This is a genomic window from Umezawaea sp. (assembly GCF_057122925.1).
Genome location: NZ_DBNGPQ010000065.1, coordinates 17,001 through 41,167, shown reverse-complemented (window position 1 = coordinate 41,167; position 24,167 = coordinate 17,001). Strand labels below are relative to the sequence as shown.

Here is a 24,167-nt window from a genome sequence, read left to right as displayed (position 1 = left end):
GCGCGAGGGCAATCGATTGCGCCGGTAGACTCACCGACATGCCCACGCTCCAGGACGTCGCCGACGCGGCCGGGGTCTCCCGCTCCGTGGCGTCGCGGGTGCTCACCGGCGACTCGCGGGCCAGGGTCAGCGAGGCCACACGCACACGGGTCCGCGAAGCCGCCGAAGCTCTGCGGTACGTACCGAGCCACCGGGCCAGGGCCCTGCGCTTCCGGCGCTCCGGTGCCGTCGGCCTGATCGTCCCGGACGTCACCAACGCCGTCTTCGCGGACATGCTCGGGGGTGTGCAGGACAAGGCCGGGGAAGCCGGCATGTCGGTGCTGCTCGGTCAGGTCGACCCGCCGCCGTCCGGGCACGGGCGCCTGCGCGAGCTGGTCGCCGAGGGCCGGGTCGACGGCGTGCTGCTGCAACGTCGCGAGGACCTCGACGACTCCGCCCTCGCCAGGGTGCTCGGCGACGACGTCCCCGTCGTGCTGATCAACTCCCGGCTGCCGGGCCGGTCCGGCTCGGTGGTCCTCGACGACGTCGCAGGCGCCCGGCTGGCGACCCGTCACCTGGTCGAGCTCGGCCACGAGCGCATCGGCCACCTCGCAGGCGTACCGCACCACGACACCGCGGTCCGCCGACACCAGGGCTACGTCGAGACGATGGCCGAGGCCGGGCTGACGATCGCGCCGGAGTGGGTGGTGCGGGCGGGCTGGGAGGCGGCCGCCGGGGCGGAGGCCGCCCACCGGATCCTGGAGGCGCCGCGGCGGCCGACCGCCCTCGTCGTGTCCAGTGTGAACGCGGCGGTCGGCGCGGTTTCCGCGCTGGGCCGGGCCGGCGTCCGGGTGCCCGAGGACATGTCCGTCGTGACCGTGCTGGACACCTGGGTCGCGCAGGCCTGGAACCCGGCGCTGACCACGGTGCGGCTGCCGCTGCGGGAACTCGGTCGCGCGGCGTGCGGCGTGCTGATCGAGCACCTCGGCGGCACACCGCTGCGCGATCTCGTCGTGGCCGACCCGGCGCCGCGGCTGGTGCTGCGGGAGTCGACCCGCGCGCTCTGACCCCGCGGGAACGGCCGGTGATCTTGTGCGGCCGTGGCCGCGAACTCGTTGTGGTGCAGGCGGGATCGGTCGTGCCGATCCCGCCTGCTTCCGCACCTCGATCAGCGTCCGGTGAACCTCGGCGTGCGCTTCTCGACGAAGGCCGTGATGCCCTCGCGGCCGTCGGCGGACGCGAACAGCTCCCCCAGCGCCTCGCGTTCGCGGCGGAAGCCAGGGCCTGCGGATCCTTCGGGTCCACCGTGGACGGCCGCGACGACCGCGTCCCGGATCGCGGCCACGGCCAGCGGCGCCCGCCCGGCGAGTGACTCCGCGACCTCCAGCGCCCGCGGGACCAGCTCGTCCCCTGCGCACAGGTGGGTCACGATGCCCACCGCCTCGGCGGTCACGGCGCTCAGGCGGTCGCCGGACATCATGAGCCAGCGGGCCCGAGTGGGGCCGACGTGCCAGGTCAGCCGCTGGGTGCCGCCCCAGCCCGGCAGCAGCCCGAGGGTGACCTCGGGCAGGCCGAACGCGGCGCCACGCTCGGCGACGACCACGTCGCACGCCAGCACGAGCTCGAACCCCCCGCCGAGGGCCAGGCCGCGCACCGCCGCCACCACGGGTACGCGGCACCGCGCGATCCGGTCGCACAGGGCGTTGCAGCGCTCGGTGAAGGCAGCGAACTCCCCGTGGTCCGCGTCCGCGTAGAAGGCGATGTCCGCGCCCGCGGCGAACGCCTTGCCCGCACCGGTGAGCACCGCCGCCCGCACGTTCCGGTCGGCCTCGATCTCGTCGAGCGCGCCGGTCAGCGCGTCGACGGTGGCGTGGTCGATCGCGTTGTACTTCGCCTGCCGGTTCAGGGTGAGGACGGCGACGGCGCCGCGGCGCTCGACGAGCACCGGCACGGCGGTCCCGTCGACACCGCTCTCAGGACCGGGCACCGAACGCACCCCCCGCGACCAAGGCGTCGACCGCGGCCGGGCTGTAGCCGAGCTCCCCGAGCACCTCGCGGGTGTGCTCACCCAGTGCCGGTGGCACCCGGCGCAGCCCTGGGCGCTCCCCGCCGTAGCGGATCGGGTGGGCAGGCACCCGGACGTCGCCTGCCTGCGGGTGCGGGATGGTCAGGATCGTCTCGTTGTGCCGGACCTGCGGATCGGTTGCCACGTCGTCGAAGTCGTGGACCGGCGCGTGCCAGACCCGGAACTCGGTGAACCGCTCGATCCAGTACGCCGTCGGGCGCTCGGCGAGCAGTGCGGCGACCCGCTCGTTGACCTCCTCGCGGCGCGCGTACTCGTCGGCGGGGGCGACACCGGTGAACCACGGCTCGTCGAGCACCTTCGCCAGCACGTCGGTGCCCGTGAGGGAGATCGTCAGGTGCCCGTCAGCAGTGGCGAAGACGCCGTACGGCGCCCTGTAGAACCGCGACGAGACGCCGGAGGGGCTTCGCTCGCCGCGAAACCCGTTGAGGTGGTAGGAAAAGGGCTCGACCTGCAGGTCCAAGGCCGCGCTCAGCAGGTTGCTCTCCACCCTGGTGCCCTCGCCGGTCCTCTCCCGCCCGTGCAGCGCGGCCAGGATCCCGAGCGCCCCGAGCGCCGCACCGTGCGCGTCGACCACGGAGGCGCCGACCGGGGTGGGCGGTCCGCCCTCGGCCCCGGTCGCCGCGGCGAGGCCGGACAGCGATTGGACCAGGACGTCCTGCCCCGGCCGGTCCCTGTAGGGGCCGTCGGACCCGTAGCCGGAGAGCGAGCAGTAGACCAGCCGCGGGTTGGTGGTCCGCAGCTCCTCGTAGCCGAGCCCGAGCCGGTCCATCACGCCCGGCCGGAAGCTTTCGATCAGGACGTCGGCGCCGTCCAGGAGCCGGCGCAGCACTCGGCGGCCCTCGTCGGCCTTGAGGTCGACGACCATGCTGCGCGCGTTGCGGTTCGCGAGCAGGAAGAACACCGAGACGCCGCCGACGAACGCGTCGGGGCCCGACCAGCCACGCTCGAAGGCGCCTTGCGGCGGCTCGATCTTGATCACGTCCGCGCCCAGGTCCCCGAGGACCTGGGTGGCGGAGGGGCCCTGCAGGAAGTGCGTGAAGCTCACGACTCTGGTTCCGGAAAGCATGTGTCGTCCCTGTCCGTACGTGCGGTGATCCACCGCGGCGGAGGGCGCCTGCGAGCGCCGGGTCCGGTCCGTTCCTGGTCTCGGGAACGAGTGGGTGCTCCGGGCACGCTACGTCCGCGGCGGTTCACCGGTCAAGATGCGCAATCGATTGTTCTTTGCTGAACAATCGGTTGCGCATCACGGCTCCGGCGTGCTTCGATCCTCCGCGAACGAGCGTCCCCGCAGCCGCGGGACGCGACGGCGGGCACCGCGAAGCACCAGTGCTCACCGCCGTGCCCCGGCGGGCGGAGTGCGCGACGGATCGTCCCGGTAGGACATCGACAGAGGAGTCGTCCACGATGCAGAGCACCGAATCCGCGGCCACACCCCCGTTGACCGGGCCCCGCAAGGTCGTGGCCGCGTCCATGGCGGGCACCGTCGCCGAGTGGTACGAGTTCCTGCTGTACTCCGCGTCGTCGGCCCTGGTCTTCGGCACCGTCTTCTTCCCGGACAACGGGAATCCGCTCGACGGTGTCATCAACGCCCTGCTGGTCTACGCGGTCGGCTTCGTCGCCCGCCCGGTCGGCGGGATCGTCTTCGGGCACTTCGGCGACCGGGTCGGCCGGAAGAAGCTCCTCCAGCTCAGCCTGCTGATGGTCGGCGCCGCCACCTTCCTGATCGGCTGCGTGCCCGGCTACTCCAGCATCGGCTTCTGGGCGCCGACGATCCTGGTGCTGCTGCGCTTCGTGCAGGGCTTCGCGGTCGGCGGCGAATGGGGCGGCGCGGTCCTGCTCGTCGGCGAGCACAGCCCGGACGCCCGGCGCGCCTACTGGTCGAGCTGGCCCCAGGCCGGCCTGCCGCTCGGCAACCTGCTCGCCACGATCGTCCTGCTGTCCCTGTCGTTCTTCCTCACCGAGAGCGCGTTCGCCGCATGGGGGTGGCGAACGGCGTTCTGGGCATCGGCGATCGTCGTGCTGGTCGGCTACTACATCCGGACCCAGGTGGAGGAAGCGCCGATCTTCCTCGACTCGCTGAAGCGGGCGAAGGAGCGCGAGCCAGAGCGCTCGTCCGTCATCGAGGTCCTGAAGCGCTACCCGCGCGGCGTGCTCGTCTCGATGGGGGCGCGGGTAGCCGAGAACATCCTCTACCAGGTCGTGGTGACCTTCTCGATCACCTACCTGGCGCTGCGCGTGGGCAGCAGCACCACCGACATCCTGCTGCTCCTGGTGGTCGCCCACGTCGTGCACCTGGCGATCGTGCCGTGGTTCGGTCACCTCGCGGACCGGTTCGGCCGCCGCCCGGTCTACCTCACCGGCTCGGTCCTGATGATCGGCTGGGGCTTCGTGGGATTCCCGTTGATGGACACCGGAAACCCGGGACTGATCGTGCTGGCGCTCGTCCTCGGCGTGGTCGTGCACGGCCTGATGTACGCGCCCCAACCGGCGATGATGGCCGAACTGTTCCCGACGCGGATGCGCTACGCCGGCGTCTCCCTCGCCTACCAGACGACGTCGATCTTCGCCGGGTCCCTCGCCCCGTTCATCACCGCCAGCCTGCTCAAGGCATACGGTTCCTCGGTCCCGATCGCGGTCTACCTGGCCGGTGCCGCGGTGATCTCGACGGTCGCGGTGCTGGCCGCCAAGGAGACCAGGGGTATCTCCCTGTCCGCGCTGGACGAGCTGGACGAGCGGTCACTCGGCCGCGTCTGATCGCGCGGCACGAGGCCATCGGTCGCCGGACGCACCCCGCCGTGCTCGTCAGCGTGAAGTCGGGCCAGCCGCACGGCCCCCGGCTTCCGCTTCCGTGAGGGCACCCGCCTCGGCGACCTGCGCCTGCGCGGTACGGCCACGGCGTGAGGGCGTGCGCTACGCGGCCGGGCCGGTGAGCAAGGCCCTCGGATTCAGCACTCGCATCCTGATCGCACTTCTGCGGGACATCTCGCTCGAACGCGAGGCGGCACTCGCACGAGAGACCACCACACGGAGCTGATCGACCAGCCAGCCCGCCATGGGAGGAGGTTCGAAGGCGGCCCGGTTGTTCGAGCGGAAGCCGGGCGAGTACGTGCCCCGGCTCCGGCTCCGGGACAGCGCGATCAACCTCCGCACGCCGAAACGCGTGGCCCGGCTGCTGGACGACGCCGGCCGAGCGACCGGAACGGTGATCCCGCCGACTGCGCTCGCGGCGTACCGAGCCGGCCTCGACCAGCCGTCGTCGATCAGCCGGCGGGCTCCAGGGGCATGAAATCGGGCAGGGCGAGGGCCGAATGGGCCGGTCGCGGCTCGGCGGGGGGCGTGGTGCCGAGCTTGCGCAGCCTGTCGTTGCGCTGTTCCAGGGCCTGGGCGGTGGTCGGGAAGAGCGTGGCACCGCTCTCGCCGACCAGCCCCTGGTTCGCGTCCACGAACCCACGCGTGCCGTCTTCATAGGCGGCGAGGCCGGTGGTGTGGTCCCGGTCGGCCACGGAACCGGCGAGCATGTACGCGCCGACGAGCGCGAGGCTGGAGCCCTGTCCGGTGAGGAACGAAGGCGCGTACGCTGCGTCGCCCGCGAGCGCGACCCTGCCGCGGTGCCAGCGGGGCATGCGGATCTGGCTGACACCGTCGAAGAACACGTCGTCCGCCTCGTGCATGGCGGCCAGCATTCCGGGGACCTCCCAACCCGCGTCGGCGAAGGCCGCGGCGACGAGATCCCGTTGTGCTTCCGGGTTCGCGAACACCTCGGACGGCGGTTCCGGGCGGGCGAAGTTCAGGAAGGCGTGCACCTCGTCGTCCTCCTCCACGGCGTAGAGCGCCGCGGCCCGGCCAGGGGTGTTCCACATGACGGTCTCGTGGGAAAGCCCGAAGGTGTTGCGCAGGGGGAACACGGCGAAGCAGTAGCCGAGGTACCGGTGGAACTGCTCTTCTGGGCCGAACACGAGCTCCCGGGTCCGGGAATGCGCACCGTCCGCACCGAACACCAGGTCGAACGTGCGTTGGCCGCCGCCGCGGAAAGTGACGGCGACCCCGTCGCCGGACTGGACGAGGGTGTCGACGGAGTCGTTGAACAGGAACTCCACGTCGTCGCGGACCGCCAGGTAGAGCGCGTCGGTCAGGTCCCCGCGCCGCACCTCCAGGTCCCTTCCACCGGCACCGCCGGTGACCGCGTGCGGGTGGACCGAGGCCACCTCACCGCCGTTCCCGTCGAGGAAGGTCAGCCGGCGCAGGTCGATGTGCGTGTCGCGCAGTCGTGGGAGGATCCCCATCCTCCGGACGACCTCCAGCGCGGTGCCGCGGATGTCGATGGGATAACCACCGCTGCGGACCGAGGCCGCCCGCTCCACCACCGTGACCGCGTATCCGTGGCGGGTCAGCCAGTACGCGAGCGTGGGACCGGCGATGCCGGCCCCGGAGACCAGCACCCTGCCCCTCGGGGTGCGGCGAACGTCCTTCAGGTGAGCTGTGCGGGTCATGCCTTGACTCCCTTGTGCGTGGTGCGGGTGACGAGCAGGGCCAGCGCCGTGACGACGCCGGCGATGACGAATCCGGTGGTGTACGACGATTCGGCCGCGACGTCCGACCCCGACGGGGTCCCGGCGGCGAGGAGCACACCGGCGAACATCCCGCCCGAGGCCATCCCGAGCACGCGGGACACCAGGATCAGGCTGGTGGCGACGCCGGTCTCGTTCGGCGCGGCGGAGGTCGCGATGCCGGTCGTCATCGCGGTGACGACCAGGCCGCTGGCCAGTGCGACCAGTGCCTTGCCGACGACGAGATGCCACGCCTCGGTGTGCACGACCGCCATGGCGACCAGGGCCAGGGTCATGACGACGACCCCGGCGGTGGCCACGGAACGTGAGCCGGAACGCCGCTCCCAGTTCCCGCCCACCGGTCCGGCCAGCGTCGCGACCACGGTGCCGGGCAACAGGAACAAGCCGATCTCGGTGGCGCTGGCCCCGAAACCATAACCGTCACCGGACGCGCTCCACAGCTGCGTGACGAGGAACATCCCCATCGAGGTGCCGACGCAGATCATGAACGTCAGCACACCCGACTTCCACATCACGGGCCGGGCCAGCAAGCGCAGGTCGATCAGCGGCGAGGCCGCGTGACGTTCGACGGCGATCCAGCCGGCCACCAGTGCGGCCAGGAGCACGACGAGGCCGCAGAGCACGAGCGGCCGCGAAGCGAGGTCGAGCGCGAAGTTGATCGTGAGCATGAACGTGACCAACACCCCGCTCAGCAGGACCAGCCCAGGCCAGTCGACCCCGGCGTCGTCCGACCGGTCCGCCGAATCCGCCGGCACCAACCGGGTCACGAGAAGGGTGGCCACGATGACGGCGATCGTCGGCAGCGCGAACATCCAGTGCCGGGACAGCTGTTCCGCCACGGGACCGGCCAGCAGCATGCCCGCCATCCCGCCTCCCACGAACAGTCCGCTGACCACCCCGATGGCCACCTTCGACTCCCCCGCGGACAGGTGCTTGCGCACGACGATGAACGACAGGGGCAGCGCGCCGACCATCGCGCCCTGCAGGACCTGGCCGACCAGCAGCACGGGCAGGCCCGGCGCGAGTGCGGACACCATGCCGCCGACGCACACCACGACCATCAGCCGGATCAGGACCCGTTTTCCGCCGTAGCGGTCGCCGAGCCTGCCCGCCAGCGGTGTGACGAGTGCGCCGGTGATCGGGAGCAGGATGCTGAGCAGTGCCCCTCCGGTGGGCCCCATGTCCAGTTCGCGTTGCAGGAGCGGGACCGTCGGCTGCACCACCGACTCCAGGGCACCGCTGGCGAGGGCCAGCAGGCCGAGAGCCCCGACCGCGGCCTTCCCTGCCCGCACCGGAGGTGTCAGGGTGATGGTCATGGAGTTCCTTTCTGTGACGGGAAAGTGAGTGAGGAATCTGCCGGGCTGCTCGACGGCGAGCGCTGCCCCGGCCGGTCGACCGCGCGTCGCCCGCCAGGCGGGCAGGAGCGTGGCTCCGAGCGTCAGCAGGACGGTCAGCGCGGCCGTCGACGCGGAGATCCACGGGGACCCGGCGGGCAGCACCTGCCCGAGGCGCTTGAGGCTGACCGGTACCAGGATCCCGAGCACGGCGACGGTGCCCAGCGCGATGCCGCCGGAGCCGGGATCGCTGCCTCCGAGCCGGCCATCCGCAGCACCTGGCCACGTGTCGAGCCCGCGAGCCGCTGCAGCCCGAACTCCCGCCGCCTCGCCGTCATGCTCGACACCAGCGTGTTGATCACCGTGATCGCCGCGTACCCCGCGATCACGACCACCATGAGGTAGACCGCGAAGTTGGCGGTCGTCTTCTGCTCGTCGAACTCCCGGAGCAGGGCGTCGCGGCCGGTTGCCGTCAGGCCGCCCTCGGCGGAGGTCACCTCGGTCAGGTCCGCCACCAACCGTCCGGGGTCGGTGCCCTCGTCGGCTTTGACCAGGATCCGCGTCGCGTGTGCCTCGGTGGTGTGAGCGGCTGGGCGAGGCCGACCCGGTCGAGGATCCGCGCGACCCGGTCCCGGTCGGGTGTGCGGCCGGCGAGCCGCAGCGGCGACGTCACGTTCTGCCGCACGGTCGAGACCGGAAGCAGGTTGAACGCCGGGAAGACGAACCCGATCCGGTCCCGCCGCAGTTCGGTCGACTCGGTCTCGGTCATCTCGCCGAGCTCGTGCTCCTCGATCAGCACCGAACCGGACGTCGGCTGATCGAGCCCGGCCGCGCACTGCAACAGGGTGCTCTTGGCGGAACCCGACGGCCCCGTGATCGCCGTGAACGTTCCCCGGTCGAACCGCGTCGTCACCTCCTCCAGCGCCACCACCTGGTTGTCGCGCCTCCCGTAGAGCTTGCGAACGGCCGTCAGCCGAATCGCGCCGGTGCCGTGTGCGGGGTTCATCGAACTTCTTCCTGCCGCTTCGCCGTCCGAGCCGGTGCCGGACGGTTCCGCCACCAACCCTGTCGCGCGCCGCGGTGCCGCACATCGTTTGCCGAGACCGTCCTCGCCTGGTGCGCGCGAACCGGTCCGGCCCGTTTCTGGTGCGAACGCACTACACGCGTGCGGGCGGCCGTCCCTGGACGTGGGTGTCGCCTGCTTCACCACCGATGGCGGACACACACCGCCGAACGCCGCCTGCCTTGAGCTGCGTCGGGCGAACCAGATCCCGGGGTCGGCGGCGTCCAACTCCAACTTCGCGGAATCAACCATTTAGGCTGAACACGTGCTGCGGTTGACGGACATCGATGACGAACCGGCGTAGTGCACCTCCGACGCAGGCCGGGTCGTGGTGGCGGGAGGGAGCGGTCGTCGCGGTGGCGTTCGCGCTCTGCCTGCTCGGTGGTGCGCTGCGGGTGGACGACACGGTGACGTCGCCGCCGGCGACGGCCTACGTCCTCGCCGCGGTGTCGTCCGGGTTGCTCGCCGTGCGACTGCGCGCACCGGTCGCCATCGTGATCGCCACCACCCTGTGCGGTGTCCTGGTCGCGCCGACGGGCCTGCTGTTGACCCCGCTCATGGTGGCCCCCACCGCCATCAGCGCCTACTCTCTCGCCGTCCGCACCGAGGGGCCGGTGACGCCCGCGGTCTTGCTCCCGGCGGCCGCGCTGCTGGTCGCCGGCCCCCCGTTCTTCGAAGCGGACTTCTCGTGGGCGGACACCGGCAGGCTGGCGACCGTGGCCGCGACACCGCTCGTGGCCGCCGTGCTCGGTCGCTCGACGCGGCACCGGAGGGCCTACCTGACGATCATGGAGGATCGAGCGCGCCGGGCCGAGGAAACCCTGGACGACGAGGCACGCCGGAGGGTGGCCGGGGAACGGCTTCGCATCGCCCGCGAGCTGCACGACCTGGTGGCCCACCAGATCACCCTGGCCAACGCGCAGGCCACCGTCGCCGCTCACCTGTTCGCGACCCGCCCGGAACAAGCCCGCACGAGCCTGGACGAACTGGTCAGGACCACCCGCCACGCCCTCGACGAACTGCGGGCCGCGGTCGGTCTGCTGCGCCAACCCGAAGACACCTCCGCACTCACCGAGCCCGCGCCGGGGCTGTCGCAGGTTCCCGAGCTGCTGAGCACCTTCCACCGTGCGGGCCTGGCGGTGTCGATGCACGAGGACGGCACGGCCAGACCGCTACCGCCTGCGGTGGACCTCACCGCCTACCGCGTCATCCAGGAGGCCCTGACCAACGTGACCAAGCACGCCGCCACCGGGAGCGCCGAGGTGCGCCTGGTCTGGAACCGCGACCACGTGATCATCACGGTCACCGACGACGGCGAGGGCTCCCGCAAGCCTCGGGGGCACCCGCCCGGCTACGGCCTGATCGGAATGCGTGAACGGGCCACCGCGGTCGGCGGAAGCCTCAGCGCCGACGTGCGCCCCCAAGGGGGTTTCCTGGTCTCCGCCCACCTGCCTCTTCCCGCCGCGGGCACCCCGGCGCGGAGGACCGACGGAGCGACCGATGGCGAGGGCCGATGACTCACGACGCACCAGGCGACGGACCGGACGCAGGCGAAGGGGCCGGGGATGTCGCTGTGCCGCTCCGGGTTCTCCTCGCCGACGATCAGGCGTTGCTGCGCGGCGCCTTCCGCACCCTCCTCGACAGCGCCGACGACATCACCGTGGTCGGCGAGGCGGGCGACGGCAGGGAGGCGGTGACCCTCACCCGCAAGTTGCGCCCGGACGTGGTGATCACGGACATCCGGATGCCCGGCACCGATGGCCTCGTCGCCACCGCGGAGATCTGCGCCGATCCGGATCTGCGTGCCACCCGCGTCCTGATCCTCACCACCTACGAGACCGACGAGTACATCGCACGAGCCCTGCGCGCCGGGGCCAGCGGCTTCATCGGCAAGGGGATCGAGGCGCAGGGCCTGCTCGACGCCGTGCGCACGATCGCCAACGGCGACACCCTCCTGTCCCCGGCGGCGACCCGCTCCCTGGTGGCCCGTTTCCTCGCCACGCCGGCCGACCCCTCGCCACGCCACCCCGAACGACTCACCGCACTCACGCCGCGCGAACGCGAGATGGTCATTCTCGTCGCGACCGGTCTGTCCAATGTGGAGATCGCCGATCGGATGCACCTCAGCCCCTTCACCGTTCGCGCCCACGTGCAGCGCGCCATGTCCAAACTGGACGCACGAGACCGGGCGCAACTCGTTGTCATCGCCTACCAGACCGGTCTGGTGACCGGAACGGAGAGTCCCGCCTAGACAGACGTCCCCCGAACGGGTCGGCACCGGCGGATCACGGCCGCGCCGCCGTCGTACCCCGGTGCTATTCGAGCTCGCGCAGGCAGCCGACGCGCCCATCAAGGTGCTGTTGCGGACGGCCTCTCGCCACAGCGCGGGAAAGTCCTGTGGGGTGTCAAACACCGTAACCCGCGTGGATGAGGTTCTCGGCAGGCACGGTCGTGTCACGGCGCGGCGACCGGCACCTGGTCCAGCCGCTCACGGATCGACGCGCTGTCGTCGTGCCCCAGGCGTTTGAGGATGGCGAGGGCCCGTGTCCACGCTGCCCGCGCCGATGGCTCCTCGCCTGCGGCTCGGTGGGCGTCGCCGACGAGGACCAGGCCTCCTGCTTCGCGGTACTGGTCGCCCAACGTGCGGAACAGCGTGATCGCCTTCCCGTGGTGGGTCACGGATTCGGCGTGGTCGCCCAGCTGGTGGTAGGCGCAGCCCATGATCTGGAAGCTGTGGGCCAGGCCGTCGCGGTCGTCCATGCACCTCGCCGCTTCATGGCAGTAGGCCAGGGCTTGGGTGTGGTCGCCGAGGCACGTCGAGTACCAGCCCAACGCGGTCAGGGCGAAACCCTGCCACGCCCGGTTTCCGGTGCGGATGTGGAGCCCGAGCGCCCACCGGGCGTGGGTCATCGCCCGGTGCAGGTCGTGGCGCTGTTCGTACTCCGAGGCCAGCGAGAAGCGGACTACCGCTTGGCCGACCTCGTCGCCGCGCGCCCGGTGCAGCTCCAGTGCGCGGTTGAGGTGGTCGAGTGCGTCAGCGCGCTCACCCAACGCGGTCGCCGTGCGGCCGAGCAGGTGATGGGTCACGGCCAGGGCGTCCTGGTCACCCAACCGCTCGGCCGCCTCCAGCGCGGTGCGCAGGGCGGCGGACTTCTCCCGCCACCGGCCCTGCCGGTGGAGGTAGGAGGTGAGGACCCAGGGGAGCTGCCAGGCGTGCGCGTCCCAGCCGTGGCGCACCGCGTCCTCGAGGACGGCGAGCACCGCGGTGTGCTCGACGGTGAACCACCCCATTGCCTCGTCGTAGCTGGTGATCTCCCGTGCCACCACACCGTCGCCCGGCGCCGGGAGGGTGAGAGGGGGCCAGTGCGGGGACAGCTGCCGCTCGGCGTGGTAGCCGGCGTGCAAGTAGTGGTCGACCAGCCGGAACCGGGCCGCGGTCAGCACTTCCCCGGTGTCGCACGCACGCGCCAGTTCCACGGCGTAGGCGCGCAGCAGGTCGTGCGTGCCGTACCGGTGCGGCGCACGCTCCTCGACGAGGTGCTGGCGCGTCAACTCGGCCAGCAGCACGCGCACCCGCGCCACTGGGAGACCCGCGGTGGAAGCCGCCGCGTGGACGTCCACATCGACACCGGGGTGACGGCCCAGCAGGCGGAACAACCGCCCGGCGTCCGGGCTCAGCACCCGGTAGGAGCAGGAGAACACCGCCCGCACGTCCAGCACGGCGTCCAGCACGTCGAGGCGCTCGTGCTCGTCGCGCAGCTCGTCGGCCAGTGCTCGCAGGGAGAAGCTCCGGTTCACCGCGGCGCGGGCGGCCACCACCGACAGCGCCAGCGGCAGCCGGGCTGAGCGCGCCACGAGTTCGGTGACCGCGTCGGGCTCGGCGTCGACCCGTCCGCGCCCCAGCCGCTCCCCCAGCAGCGCAACGGATTCAGGCTCGGTCAGCACGCCGACGCCGAGGTGGTCGGCGCCCTGCTTGGCGACCAGGGAACACATCCGATCCCGGCTGGTCACCAAGGTCAGGCAGTGCGCGCCACCGGGCAGCAGCGGCAGCACCTGCGCGGCGTCGGCGGCGTTGTCGAGCACGACCAGAGCGCGGCGGTCGGCGAGCACGCTGCGGAAGAGCGCGCCCGCCTCCTCCACACCGGACGGCACGCTGTGCACGGGTACGCCCAGCGCTTCCAAGAACCCGCGCACCACGATCTCCGGCGGTACGGGCTCGCTGGTGTGGTCGAACCCGCGCAGGTCGGCGTACAGCTGGCCGTCGGGGAAGCGATCGGCGTTGTCGTGCGCCCAGCGCAGCGCCAGCGCCGTCTTGCCCGCGCCGCCGGTACCGACGATCACCACCAGCGGGGTGTCGTGCCGGTCGAGCTCGGCGAGTTCGGCGGCACGGCCCACGAAGTGCGGCGCCACGGCGGGCAGCTGCCGCGGTACCGGCCGGTCGGACACGAGCAGCGGGTCCCCGGCGAGGATTCGCCGGTGCAGTTCGCGCAGCGGTGGACCGGGCTCGGTGCCCAGTTCCTCGGCGAGCCGGGCGCGGATGACCCGGTAGTGGGCCAGTGCGTCGGCTTGCCGACCGCGGCGGTACCACGCGAGCAGCACCTGGCCCGCCGCGCGCTCGTCGAGCGGGTACGCGGTGGCGGTGGCGTCGAGGTCGGTGAACCGGTCGGCGTGCAGCCCCAGGCGCAGCAGCAGGTCGTTGCGGTGCAGTTCCGCAGCGACGCGCTCCTGGTCCAGCCGCCGCGCCACCTCGGAGAACCACGGCGTGTCCAGTCCTTCGAACGCCCGACCACGCCACAGCGCCAGTGCTTGGTCGACCGCGTCGAGCTGGTGGCCGCCCGCGCGGGAGCGTGCGCACAGTTCACGGAACAGGTGCAGGTCCACCGAGGCCGGGTCGGCGGTCAGCAGGTAGCCCCCGGCCTGACGGGTGAGCGCCGCTCCCACTGGCGTGACGACGTGGCGCAGGCGGGAGAGATGGCTGTACAGGGCGTGCTTGGCGCGGGTGGGTGGCTGCTCGCCCCACACCCGGTCCACCAGTTCGTCGATCGGCACCACCTGGTTCACGTCGACGAGCAGCGCTGCCAGCACACTGCGCTGGCGGGGTTGTCCGACGTCGATCGCCTCGCCCGCGACCCGTGCCTGAACCACCCCCAGCACGCCGAAGGCAGGCGCGGGCTCTCCCCGTGTGATCCCCACCTGGTGTGTATCGGTCCCCGCGGGAGCTGCCCAGAGGGCTCGACAGGGTGACGCTGTGCCAGTGACCAGCTACGCAGGGTTCTCGCAGGGGTCGGACGGCACGGTGGTGACACCCGGCCACCCCGGCCGGGACACCGAGGAGGACAAGATGCGCAAGACGATCACCACCGGCGCGCTGGTGCTCGCCGCCATGGCTCCCGCCACGACCGCGAACGCGGCTGAGGACGCTGTCATCGACCGGTACCACAACGTCGCTACCGGGCGGGTTCTCGACGACAGCGAGTTCGGGCTTCGCGTCATGCCCGACTACCACAACGACCACCAGGCGTGGTTCGTGCGGTCGTGGGGTGACGGCTCGGTCCAGATCAGGAACAAGGCGACCGGCAACTGCCTGGACGACAGCTTCGAGGCCGGCCTGCGCAGCTTCCCGTGCAACGAGATGGCGTACCAGGACTGGTACGGGACAGTCTGGGGTGACAGCACCGTGACCCTGGTGAACAAGGCCACCGGCAGGGCCGTGGACGACAGCGTTGAATTCGGCCTGCGCGCCTTCGACCGCAACGACGGTCCCGCACAGCGCTGGTGACCCCGTGCCCGTCGTGCCCGTCGAGGGGTCGGGCACGACGGGGCGTCCTCCTCTCCTGCCGCGGCGTGCGCTTCTCGGCAGTTCAGCCGGTGGGTCTGCGCGCCGAATCAGTTCGGCGAATCCGATTCGAATGACGCCTGGTCGAGTGGTTGGAAGCTCAACGCCATGTCGATGATCGACCCACGCGCCGTGACCGGAAATCGTTTCGTCCCATGAACCATGATCAACGCACGGGTGCGGCGATGCTCCGCGTGCTCGGCGGAATCTTCCTGGCCGTTTGCCTCGGGATGTGCGTGTGGGCGCAGTTCGTCACGTTCGAGGGACCGCCCACCTGCGGCGGTGAGCCGATGCGGCCGGGGCACGTGTGCTTGGACTTGGGCGGCGACAGCCCGACCGTCACCTACGACCAGGCCTACGCGGCGCAAGAGGCCACCGTGGGCCTCAAGGTGCTGAACGGAGCGGCGGGTCCGGGCGCTGTTGGCGCGATCGCACTCATCCACGCGTGCCGGCGCATGATCAGCGCGCACCGGTTCACCGTTCGCGAGGCGATGCTGCACACCCTGCTGTTCGCCACAGCGCCGTTGCTCACGATCGTGGTGATCGTGCAGGTCCTGGCCTCGAACCTCGGCTTCGGATGGAGGTCGCCGATCGGCGTGCCGGGCCTCACCCACGGCGTGCTCCTCGCGATCGTCGCGGTCGCGGGCGCCGCGGTCACGGCCTACTCGCGGCACGAGCAGATCAGAGCGGCCGAGGTGCGGGCCGCGGCACGGCAGCGACTCGCGAACCCGGCACCGGCGGGCCGGAAGGCCGACGACCGGTGTTGAACCGATCCACCGTCTTCCCGGAGCGTCGAACTCGGTTGCGGGCACCGCCGGCGGCGGTCAGCGACAGCATCCTTGGTGGAGCTGTACGGGATCACCACCGCGCCGCCCGACGCCCTGGCCGGCGTGCGCACCCGCTCGCGGGTCGACGCGCCACCGATGCCCGACCGGGCGCCGCTCCCGGCGCACCCTGCCCGATGGGACGGCGGACACCGCGCGATCGCTTTCCCCGCCGCTCCCAAGAGGACGCACGACCGGCTGCGAGACCGGGTCAGTGTCGCAAGTGGACGGTCGGCGACTCCGACCGCGGCCATCCTTGACCCGCAGAGTGCGAAGACTTCCCGCAACGTCAACGAATCCGACCAGGAGATCGGTGCGAACAAGAAGATCAAGGGGCGCGAGCCGAGCACATCGCCACCGATGTGCTCGGCTCGCTGCTCGCGGTGATCGTGACCGCGCGCCGGTCTGATCGGTCTGCCAGGCACGCCCGGTCTCCGCAGGCACGGAGCCGCGCTCCCGTTCAGCTGATGACGAGCGTGAGCTTCCCGCCGGGGTGACCGTCCTCGCTGTCGATGTGCGCGGCGGCCGCGTCCTGGAGCGGGTAGCTCTTGCCCTGCGCGATCCGGACCCCGCGGTCGGTCACCCAGCAGGCGACCCTGGTCAGCACCTCTCGCGACTGCTCCGGACCCGAGTACGGGATCCCCAGTTCGAAGGCGGCCCCGTCGGCGATGGTGACGATCCGCTCCTTCGTACCCCGCAACTCGACCGACCCCGGCAGCACCCCGTGCCCGGCGGCGTCGAGCACGGCGTCCACCGGTCCCGGCGTGGCCCCGCGAACCCGCTCCTCCCAGCCGTCGCCGTAGAGGACGGGCACGACCCCCAGCGACTTCAGGTCGTCGAGGTTCCGGCCGCCGGCGGTGCCGATGACGGTAGCGCCCCGCGCGACGGCCACCTGCGCGGCGAAGCGCCCGACCGCGCCGCTGGCGCCGTGCACCAGCAGCGTCTCGCCTTCGCGGACCGCGAGCTGTCCGAGGACGCGAAGCGCGGTCTCGCCTGCGACCGGCAGCGCCGCCGCGTCTGCCCACGAGATGCCTGCCGGCTTGAGTGCGAGCGTCCTCGCCAGCGCGTACTCGGCGTAGCCGCCGGTGTCGGGCCAGCCGAACACCTCGTCGCCGACAGCGAACTCCGCGCCCTCGCCGGCGGCGTCGACGACGCCGGCCACTTCGAAACCGGGGGTGTGCGGGAAGGAGATCTGGAAGTTCTGCTGCTTGGAACCGTAGCGGACCTTCCAGTCGAGAGGGTTGATCCCGGCGGCCCGGACGGCCAGCCGCACCTGCCCCGTGCCGGGTTCCGGCACGGGGATGTCGGACAGCCGCAGGACTTCCGGCCCGCCGTAGGCGGAGAAGGTGATCGCTCGCATGGTTCTCTGCGTTCCTCGGGTCATGACGTCGAACGTCGACGGATGCGCTGACGTGCCCGCAGCGCCGAGACCGCGGGCACGATCGCGGGGCGTTCACCGCGGCCGGAGGCTCAGGAAACAGCCGCGTTCGTGGGCACGGTCCAGCCGGTGGATCGGATCCACTCGGCCAGGTCCAGGGTGGCCGGCTCGATCGCCCGCACCACCGCGAGGTCCGACGGGTGTTCCGCCGCCTTCGCGAACTGGCGGAACATCGCCCTGTCGAGGTCGCTGGGAAGCACGCTCAACGGGAGGGCCTCGTAACGTGCCGGGAGCCCGGCGCGCGCGCCGAACGCTGCGGCGATCCGAGGGCCTGTCAGCTCGTCGGCGACGAGATCGACGGCTCCGCCGGGTGCCTCCGCGGTGTCGAGCAGGATCGCGGAGGCGATCCTGCCGATGTCCCTGACCGAGATCATCTTCAGGGCGACGTCCTCCGGCAGCGGCAGCCTCAGCACGATCTTTCCGTGCTCCAGGCTCGGCGCCATCTCCTCCATGAAGGGGGCAGGGCGAACCATCGTGGCCCTGAGGCCGGACTTCCTCAGGTGCTCCTCGATCCAGTGCTTCGAGTCGTGGTGCGGCACACCCGCCTCCCGGTCCGCGCCGATGACCGAGTTGAACACGACGTGCGGGACGCGTGCCGCGACCGCCGCGTCGACGAGTGCGGTGCCGATGCGGATCTCCGTCTCGACCCCTTCGAGGCTGTTCGCCTCCGGGGTCATGAAGGAGAACGCCTCGACCGCCGTCAGCGCGGCGGCCAACGACGCCGGGTCGTCGGTCCGGATGGCCGCCAGCTCGACGCCGCGGGCGGCCAGCGCCCGAGCCCGCCCGGACTCGGGGTCGCGGACCAGAGCCCGCACCCGCGCCCCGCGGTGCAGTAGCGCGTCGACCACCGCTCCACCCTGTCGCCCCGTCGCACCGAAGACCGCGATCGTGCCGGTCGTCCGTGTGCTCATCGCTGCCACCCTTCACCAGCGGCCTCGACCTTGATCTGTTGTGACATGTCTCCAGGGTGCGGTCTGCGGCGCCAGGCGCGCCACTGGTATCACGCCAGGTTCTTCCGAAAACCCGCCAGTGGTGGGTAGCCTCGACGGCGTGTCCGACCCCAGCGGCGAGCCGAGCTTCTGCACCGACGATGCGCCGCTGTCGGCGTCGCTGCCCCACGGCGCCGACGTGGCCGCGCACTTCCACGACTACGGCCAGCTCCGCTACGCCGCGCGTGGGGCCCTGGTCACAGCGACCTGGGTGGGCACCTGGGTGGCGCCTGCCAGCCGGATCATGTGGGTGCCGCCCTTCGCGGTGCACAGCAGCAAGGCGTACGGCGAGACGGACATCCGGGTGCTGTCGCTGCCCGTGACGCTGACCGGACAGCTTCCGGCCGAGCCGTCGGTCTTCGTGGCGAGCGCGTTGCTGCGCGAGGCCTACCTGGCGCTGATGACCGAGGGCGAGCCGCTGGAGAGCCCCCGTGCGCGGCTGCTGATCGACGTCGTACTCGCCGAGCTCGCCCGCGCCGCACAGGAGCCGCTGCGCCTCCCGGAGCCGAGCGACCGGCGTCTCAAGGCGGTCACCGACCTGCTCCACGCGGACCCGGCAAGCTCGGCGACCCTGGCCGAGCTTGGCCGCCGCGCCGGCGCCGGCGAACGCACCCTGAGCCGACTGTTCGGCAGCGAGCTGTCGATGAGCTTCCACCAGTGGCGCACCCTGCTGCGCATCCAACGGGCGCTGATCGAGCTCAGCGACGGTGCCTCGGTCACCGCCACGGCGATCCGGCTGGGCTGGTCGAACCCCAGCAGCTTCATCGACGCCTTCACCGGGCTGGTCGGTCAGACACCGGGGAGCTATCGCTCGTCGGCTCGGTCCTACCGCAGCTCCCCTGGGTGAGAGGTCGGCGGAGCGACCGTGGTTCCTGGCGGAACACCGGTGGCAGCCCAATGGTGCGGGAGCTCACGCTGGGAGGGTGACTCCCTCCTCCACCACCCAGAGCGCCTCGCCAGCATCGACGGCCTCGGCCGGTGCGACGCTGAGCGACCTCATCGTCCAGTCGCTGACGCGGCACAGCTCGTCGGAGGCGTTCGTTCTGCCGCACCGCACACGACCACAGTCCAGCGATGAGGCGTGCCCCTGGTGCCGGTCGACGGCGGTGCCCACGCGGTCCTGAAGCAGGAGTCCGAGTTCGCGTTCCATGATCCGTCCAGTGGTGAGCAGCGTCCGCCGCTGACCGAGTCACGACCTGACGGTCAGCCGACGGTGGGACGCCCGCGCCCGCGACTGGGGCCGTCCGACCACTCAATGGGTCGCAGCGGAAAACGGGAGGCCAGGTGCTCCTGGAGGATGAGGTGCCGGAACTGGAGGACCGCGCCAGACTGGCGGAACACGCCGCGTCGGTGCGCGTCCTCCAGGAACGGCACCAGCCGCCACGGTAGGCGGTCCTGCGCCGCCAGCACGAGCCGTGCTGCGGCGTAGTACGGCCATACCGAGAACTGCACGGCCACCAGCAGGCCCAGCACGCACCCGGCCGCCAGCGCGAACTCGATTTCGCGCAGCGCCGTCACCGCCGGAGTCGCGACCGTCGACGCTACGGCCCACGTGCCCAGGAACTCCACCCTGGCCCGCCGCACGGCCGCTCTGGGGTCGGGTTCGCGCAAGAAGTCCGAGTCGCGCTCGCCGTCGATGCCGTTGTAGGAGCGGAACGAGTCCTGATCGTCATCGAAGAAGGAGCGGGTGTTGACCGGGGCGTGCGTCAGCCACAGCTTGAACACCGTCAACGCCGCGAACGACGCGACCAGCCCGACACCGATCGCGATATCGGCGCTGAACCACGCCTCGGGCAGGACGAACTTCGCGAACATCGCGACCGTCCCGCCGTACATCAGCACGAACGCCGCCATGAACGGGGCAATGGTCAATGACCCGACGACGTTGCGCAGCACCTTGGGCACGACGGCCACGCTCGCCGCGGCGAGCATCGTTCCCGCCGCGGCGCCGGTACCACGACCACCCCACCACGACAGTGCGGCCATCAAACCGATCACGAGCCCGATGCGCGACGGGCGGACGGTCGCGTGCAGATCCAGACAACGCAAGTGCGGACCCGCCCTGAGCACCCGCAGGTGTCCCGCGAGATGTCCGAGCCACGTCGCGGCCCGTGCCGGGTCGTAACGGCGGTCGCCCATCGCGTGCTCGCCGTAGACAGCGGGCAGGTAGCCGTCCAGCAACTGCTGCCGCAACGCAGCCTCGTCGGGCTGTGCGGCCAGCGTCGCCGGGTCGGAACGCGTGGTGCTGTACTGAGTACGGGCCAGCCACGCCATCAACGGCGAGGACAAGACCGCCGCCAGCGGGCCGTCCGCTCGCAGGCCGTCCACGACAGGGTCCCAACGCCTGTCGCCGGGAGGGCGTCCGGCGGTGAGGTAGCGGACCAGGGCGTCGACCGTGACCGGCTGGATCTCCACGACCGGCGTGTCGGCCACGATGACCCCAGCGTCCGCGACGGCCCGCTCGTACACGTCCGAACGGCACGACACCACGAACCCAGGCAACTCCACGACAGCCTTGTTCAACTCCCGCACGACATCCGGCCCCATGCCGTCCGGCATCTCGTCCAAGCCGTCGAGCACCGGCAGCACCCGCCCGCTCTCCACCAACCGCGCACACAGTGCCTCGTGCTCGTCCTGGTGGCCGGGTAGAGGTGGATAGAGAGTGGCCATGCGCCGCGCGCACCACTCGGCCAGCGACAAGTTCGGGTCGGGCACCCATCGCGACACGTCCAGCGGCACGGGCACCGGTCCCTCGCCGTCGAGCAGGCGCACGACCATCAGGAGCATCGCCACGCTCTTGCCCGCCCCTGCTTCTCCCAGCACGACGAGCCGCGGCGCGGCCCGCAACACGTCCGGCAGCTCCCACACCTCACCTTCCAGGGCGCCGGGCTCGGCGACGTCGCGCCGCGTACTCGCCCAGCGGACTTCCAGCGCGTGCGGCCCCAACTCCCGGACACCGACTTCGCGCCGAACTCGGCGCCCCACCTCGGCCGCCAGGTGCTCGACGACCATGTCTGGCGACACACCGCCCGATCGGCGAGCGAGGAACACCCCGTGCACGGTGACCAGCAGGCCGATCAGCCCGACCAACAGCCCGCCCACGCTCGCCGCCTTGTCCAGGCGGTCCGCGAGTTCGCCCGACTGCGCGTACACCCAGGCGGCGCAGCCAACCGCTAGCGCGACCGACCCGCCGCCGACCGCAACCGATGCCCGCATCCTCTTCACCGCACGATCATCCCCGGTTCCGCGGCGATGGTTTGCCGTTGATCTTCGTTGTTCTGCACCAACCGTTCAAGTGCGCAGAGCCCGCCAGCAACCACAGGCGATTCGTTCACGCCTCACCACCGTGTCCATACCGTCGAACGCAGCCCATCACCCAATCGGCGTACACCACCGAATCCGCGAAGCAGGCCCGGACAACCGGGCTGCGATTCGTCCGGACCGACGTCGCGGACCTGACCGTTCCGCGCAGAGGTGGCGGAGTCCGGGTGTACCTGGCGGGGCGATGGCGGAGTCCAGGACCAGTGGGCGAGGGTTGGTGCGAGCGGGCCGTGCTCTACCGGGAAGGTGCCTCGGTGCGGAACCTGGACCTCGTGCCCGGCGGCGCCGGGCCGGCGACCCACGAGCTGTTCGACATCGCGTTCACCGACGAGGAGGACGAGCAGCGCCTGCCGTTGACCAAGGCGTGGCGGATCCCGTTCGAGTCCTGCCTGCCCGTGCGCGAGTTCCCCTCCTACAAGGGCCAACGGCGCTGCTCCGGCCACTGGTGGACCACCACGACGGGCACCCTGGTCGCGTACGAGTCCCGGGTCGAGCGTGACACGCTGATCCTGCTCGACTTCGACGCCGACGTCATGGACATCGCCTCCCAGCCGTTCTGGCTGTTCTGGACCACGGCCGAAGACAAGCCCCGTAGGTCAGTACGGCAGTACGTAGGCGTGGCTCATGTCGGAGTCGTGCGTGGTCGTCGAGCCCTGGGAGTCGGTGAGGTCAGCAGTGCCGTGGATTCCGGCGGTCTGGCCGCTCAGCCACTCGGCCTTGACGTAGGCGTTGAACCGGGGGATGCAGCCCGGCGCCGTGCTCACGGTGAAGTCCGATTTGTTGAGCGGCACGTACTTGTGGTGCATCCAGTACGGCACGTCGTGCGTGACCTGGATGCTGCTGTCGGCCTTGCAGAGTGCGCCGTCCGACTTCCACTGGTTGACGAAGAGCGTGAACTTCACCTGCGCAGACCCGTACGTGTCACACGGGGCGTCCGGATGGCAGACCTTCAGGTTGACGTCGCCGACGACGTTGAGGCCCTGCACTGCCGAGGGGAGGTCGAAGTGGTCGAGGGCGGGCAGCCGCAGTGTGCCGCCGTTGAGGGCGTGCGTCCCCGCGCTCACGCTGGACTGCGCCGGTTGCCCGTCGGCGGCGTTGACGACCGAGGTGTCGGCGAACGTGAGGTACCCGCTGACCAGCCGGTAGGTGGCGGCGCTGTCCCGGCTGAGCGAGTTGCCCCGCACGTTCGCGGTGCAGGTGACCCTGCCTGCGACGCCGGGGTGGACGAGGAACCGGGTGTAGAGCGTCACGTCCCGCAACGGGGAGCCCGAATCGATGTCGTAGACGTTCTGCCCGATCACCATGTTCTTGCTCCAGCCGCCCGGTCCCTGGCAGACGACCTCGTTGTCGAAGAGGCTGCGGATGGTGGCGTCGTTGACCCGCATCTTCGACACCACGTATGCGGTCTGCGTGGCGGTCATGTCCAGCGAGATGGTGCCTACGGGAGTGACGCTGTGCACGACAGGCCGGACCTGCTTGGGCACCGAGATCGTTTGCGGGGTGAAGGTAGCGAACGTCTCCGCCTGCGCGGGCGTGGCGGCAAGCATGCCCGCGGTCAGAGCGAGTACCGCCGTCGCGGCCAGGGAGCGGACGTTCAAGTCGGACCTCCTCATCGGCGCTGGCCACTGTGATTACGGTCTGGACCGTAATCACGGTAGCCGCGGTACTCCCGTCGTCGAATCCGCCAACCAGGTCCGAACAACTCGATCGATCGCAGTCAGGACCTACGGGGCGGACTGCTGGTCACCGGACTGGGCATCCGCCGTCTTCGAGCGGAACGGACAGGACCACAGGTCAATCGCGTTTCGGCCCGCAAGGTTCGCGTGTGCGCCGTTCCAGGGGCCCGAAAGGAAGGTGATGGCGATGCCGTTCTGGTTCTCGCCGCCCCGCAACCCCGACGATGCTGGTGTTCCCTCCGGGGGGGTGGCGCGCTCCCGCGCAGGTCGCGCTGGAGATGGGCAAGGTGCTGCTCGGTCAGCTGATCGCCTCGGCGTCGCGGTGTTGGCGGGAGTGACCTGTCTGCGCCGTTGGCGGAACAGGGCCCGCCCGCGACGTGGGCGGGCCCCTCGTCGAGGTGGCGCGCGCAGCGGCGGTGACGATGTGGGAGCCACCTGGCGAGTGACGGGACCCCGATAGTTGGGCCGGGTGATGCGGCCCCCTGTTGCTGAGCCGCCGTCATGGGAGTTGGGGGCTGCACTGGACCTCGTGCCAGAGCGCCTCATACTCGCTGGGGCTGATCTGGCCCAGGTAGCTGTGGCGCCGGTGGAGGTTGTAGAAGTTGTCGATGTAGTCGGCCATGGCCACGGTCAACTCCAGGGTCAAGGTGCACACGATCGTGTGACTCGCAATCTCCAGGCCTGGCCAGCGACGCCGCAGCCCCGCCGCGTCCGCAGAGCCGCTCAACGGCCCCAGGGCAACCAACACGAGCGGGAAGACGTTGCGCGGGAACCGCAGCCCGGAGTCCTTGGCGCGCGTGAACTCGTCGGTGCTGATCCCGATGGCCTGCTCGGCGCAGACCCCGCGCGGTACCCGTCGCGGATGCGGACATCCCAGTAGCTCCCGCGCGGCCTTCTTGAGCGGGGTGATCTTGTAGTCATCAGTGCTTATCCGCACCTCGACTGGCCGGGCGCGTTGGGGTGCTGCACCGTTGTCGCGGCTGCACGCCTCGGCCGAGTGCGCCGAGCGCAGCGACTCGGCCACGTGGCGCGCTGTTGACGTTGGCACACTGA

20 protein-coding genes are annotated in these 24,167 nt (G+C 71.1%); 7 read left to right on the top strand and 13 right to left on the bottom strand.

Translation table 11 applies throughout. The annotated features are described in order from the left end of the window. Nucleotides 1-38: 38 nt before the first annotated feature. Complete coding sequence (locus tag AC156L_RS14700) at nucleotides 39-1,046, top strand: LacI family DNA-binding transcriptional regulator (protein ID WP_330876504.1); 1,008 nt, start codon at nucleotides 39-41, stop codon at nucleotides 1,044-1,046. Between the two features lie 101 nt (nucleotides 1,047-1,147). On the opposite strand, the gene AC156L_RS14695 is transcribed toward AC156L_RS14700, so the two are convergent. Next, on the bottom strand, nucleotides 1,148-1,966 hold the full coding sequence (locus AC156L_RS14695) for an enoyl-CoA hydratase/isomerase family protein (RefSeq protein WP_330876505.1): 819 nt from the start codon (nucleotides 1,964-1,966) through the stop codon (nucleotides 1,148-1,150). Continuing rightward, on the bottom strand, nucleotides 1,953-3,131 hold the full coding sequence (locus AC156L_RS14690) for a CaiB/BaiF CoA transferase family protein (protein WP_330876506.1): 1,179 nt from the start codon (nucleotides 3,129-3,131) through the stop codon (nucleotides 1,953-1,955). The genes AC156L_RS14695 and AC156L_RS14690 overlap by 14 nt, the downstream gene beginning before the upstream one ends. 338 nt (nucleotides 3,132-3,469) lie before the next feature. Here AC156L_RS14690 and AC156L_RS14685 point away from each other — a divergent pair, with 338 nt between their 5' ends. Further along, nucleotides 3,470-4,819, top strand: a complete 1,350-nt coding sequence (locus AC156L_RS14685; protein WP_330876507.1) for an MFS transporter — start codon at nucleotides 3,470-3,472, stop codon at nucleotides 4,817-4,819. A gap of 506 nt (nucleotides 4,820-5,325) precedes the next feature. Here the strand turns inward: AC156L_RS14685 and AC156L_RS14680 are convergent. The 4 genes from AC156L_RS14680 to AC156L_RS14665 form a co-directional block, all read right to left on the bottom strand. Further along, nucleotides 5,326-6,555, bottom strand: coding sequence for an FAD-dependent monooxygenase (locus AC156L_RS14680; RefSeq protein ID WP_330876508.1), 1,230 nt, complete (start codon nucleotides 6,553-6,555; stop codon nucleotides 5,326-5,328). Beyond that, complete coding sequence (locus AC156L_RS14675; RefSeq protein WP_330876509.1) at nucleotides 6,552-7,949, bottom strand: MFS transporter; 1,398 nt, start codon at nucleotides 7,947-7,949, stop codon at nucleotides 6,552-6,554. Before AC156L_RS14675 ends, AC156L_RS14680 begins: the two co-directional genes overlap by 4 nt. 134 nt (nucleotides 7,950-8,083) lie before the next feature. Continuing rightward, the gene (locus tag AC156L_RS14670; RefSeq protein ID WP_330876510.1) at nucleotides 8,084-8,482 is read right to left on the bottom strand and encodes an ABC transporter permease; all 399 of its coding nucleotides are present in this window, start codon (nucleotides 8,480-8,482) and stop codon (nucleotides 8,084-8,086) included. Beyond that, a complete protein-coding gene (locus AC156L_RS14665) occupies nucleotides 8,470-9,258 on the bottom strand; it encodes an ABC transporter ATP-binding protein (RefSeq protein ID WP_484406927.1) in 789 nt (262 codons plus the stop codon). The genes AC156L_RS14670 and AC156L_RS14665 overlap by 13 nt, the downstream gene beginning before the upstream one ends. A gap of 59 nt (nucleotides 9,259-9,317) precedes the next feature. On the opposite strand from AC156L_RS14665, the gene AC156L_RS14660 reads away from it, so the two are divergent. Beyond that, entirely contained in the window at nucleotides 9,318-10,547 is a 1,230-nt protein-coding gene (locus AC156L_RS14660; protein WP_330876512.1) for a sensor histidine kinase, read from the top strand. Between the two features lie 56 nt (nucleotides 10,548-10,603). Then, entirely contained in the window at nucleotides 10,604-11,281 is a 678-nt protein-coding gene (locus AC156L_RS14655) for a response regulator transcription factor (RefSeq protein WP_330876513.1), read from the top strand. Nucleotides 11,282-11,484: 203 nt separating this feature from the next. On the opposite strand, the gene AC156L_RS14650 is transcribed toward AC156L_RS14655, so the two are convergent. Then, on the bottom strand, nucleotides 11,485-14,184 hold the full coding sequence (locus tag AC156L_RS14650; RefSeq protein WP_330876514.1) for an AfsR/SARP family transcriptional regulator: 2,700 nt from the start codon (nucleotides 14,182-14,184) through the stop codon (nucleotides 11,485-11,487). 100 nt (nucleotides 14,185-14,284) lie between these two features. On the opposite strand from AC156L_RS14650, the gene AC156L_RS14645 reads away from it, so the two are divergent. Further along, entirely contained in the window at nucleotides 14,285-14,809 is a 525-nt protein-coding gene (locus AC156L_RS14645; protein WP_330876515.1) for an RICIN domain-containing protein, read from the top strand. 149 nt (nucleotides 14,810-14,958) lie between these two features. Further along, on the top strand, nucleotides 14,959-15,633 hold the full coding sequence (locus AC156L_RS14640; protein ID WP_484406926.1) for a hypothetical protein: 675 nt from the start codon (nucleotides 14,959-14,961) through the stop codon (nucleotides 15,631-15,633). 517 nt (nucleotides 15,634-16,150) lie between these two features. On the opposite strand, the gene AC156L_RS14635 is transcribed toward AC156L_RS14640, so the two are convergent. Beyond that, a complete protein-coding gene (locus AC156L_RS14635) occupies nucleotides 16,151-17,050 on the bottom strand; it encodes an NADP-dependent oxidoreductase (RefSeq protein WP_330876517.1) in 900 nt (299 codons plus the stop codon). Nucleotides 17,051-17,160: 110 nt separating this feature from the next. Beyond that, nucleotides 17,161-18,039, bottom strand: a complete 879-nt coding sequence (locus AC156L_RS14630) for an NmrA/HSCARG family protein (protein ID WP_330876518.1) — start codon at nucleotides 18,037-18,039, stop codon at nucleotides 17,161-17,163. Between the two features lie 139 nt (nucleotides 18,040-18,178). Here AC156L_RS14630 and AC156L_RS14625 point away from each other — a divergent pair, with 139 nt between their 5' ends. Then, nucleotides 18,179-18,964, top strand: a complete 786-nt coding sequence (locus AC156L_RS14625; RefSeq protein ID WP_484406925.1) for a helix-turn-helix domain-containing protein — start codon at nucleotides 18,179-18,181, stop codon at nucleotides 18,962-18,964. Between the two features lie 63 nt (nucleotides 18,965-19,027). Here the strand turns inward: AC156L_RS14625 and AC156L_RS14620 are convergent, their stop codons facing one another. From AC156L_RS14620 to AC156L_RS14605, 4 genes are all read right to left on the bottom strand, one after another. Next, entirely contained in the window at nucleotides 19,028-19,267 is a 240-nt protein-coding gene (locus AC156L_RS14620; protein ID WP_330876520.1) for a hypothetical protein, read from the bottom strand. Nucleotides 19,268-19,320: 53 nt separating this feature from the next. After that, on the bottom strand, nucleotides 19,321-21,342 hold the full coding sequence (locus AC156L_RS14615; protein ID WP_414719896.1) for an NACHT domain-containing protein: 2,022 nt from the start codon (nucleotides 21,340-21,342) through the stop codon (nucleotides 19,321-19,323). 692 nt (nucleotides 21,343-22,034) lie between these two features. After that, nucleotides 22,035-23,036, bottom strand: a complete 1,002-nt coding sequence (locus AC156L_RS14610) for a hypothetical protein (protein WP_330876521.1) — start codon at nucleotides 23,034-23,036, stop codon at nucleotides 22,035-22,037. Between the two features lie 577 nt (nucleotides 23,037-23,613). Beyond that, on the bottom strand, nucleotides 23,614-24,138 hold the full coding sequence (locus tag AC156L_RS14605) for an IS3 family transposase (RefSeq protein WP_330876522.1): 525 nt from the start codon (nucleotides 24,136-24,138) through the stop codon (nucleotides 23,614-23,616). Nucleotides 24,139-24,167 lie beyond the last annotated feature (29 nt).

Excerpts from the sequence above, each read along its gene's own strand:
- AC156L_RS14700 (WP_330876504.1), top strand. The coding sequence starts at position 39 with ATGCCCACGCTCCAGGACGTCGCCGACGCGGCCGGGGTCTCCCGCTCC.
- AC156L_RS14690 (WP_330876506.1), bottom strand. The coding sequence starts at position 3,131 with ATGCTTTCCGGAACCAGAGTCGTGAGCTTCACGCACTTCCTGCAGGGC.
- AC156L_RS14685 (WP_330876507.1), top strand. The coding sequence starts at position 3,470 with ATGCAGAGCACCGAATCCGCGGCCACACCCCCGTTGACCGGGCCCCGC.
- AC156L_RS14680 (WP_330876508.1), bottom strand. The coding sequence starts at position 6,555 with ATGACCCGCACAGCTCACCTGAAGGACGTTCGCCGCACCCCGAGGGGC.
- AC156L_RS14675 (WP_330876509.1), bottom strand. The coding sequence starts at position 7,949 with ATGACCATCACCCTGACACCTCCGGTGCGGGCAGGGAAGGCCGCGGTC.
- AC156L_RS14660 (WP_330876512.1), top strand. The coding sequence starts at position 9,318 with ATGACGAACCGGCGTAGTGCACCTCCGACGCAGGCCGGGTCGTGGTGG.
- AC156L_RS14635 (WP_330876517.1), bottom strand. The coding sequence starts at position 17,050 with ATGCGAGCGATCACCTTCTCCGCCTACGGCGGGCCGGAAGTCCTGCGG.
- AC156L_RS14630 (WP_330876518.1), bottom strand. The coding sequence starts at position 18,039 with ATGAGCACACGGACGACCGGCACGATCGCGGTCTTCGGTGCGACGGGG.
- AC156L_RS14620 (WP_330876520.1), bottom strand. The coding sequence starts at position 19,267 with ATGGAACGCGAACTCGGACTCCTGCTTCAGGACCGCGTGGGCACCGCC.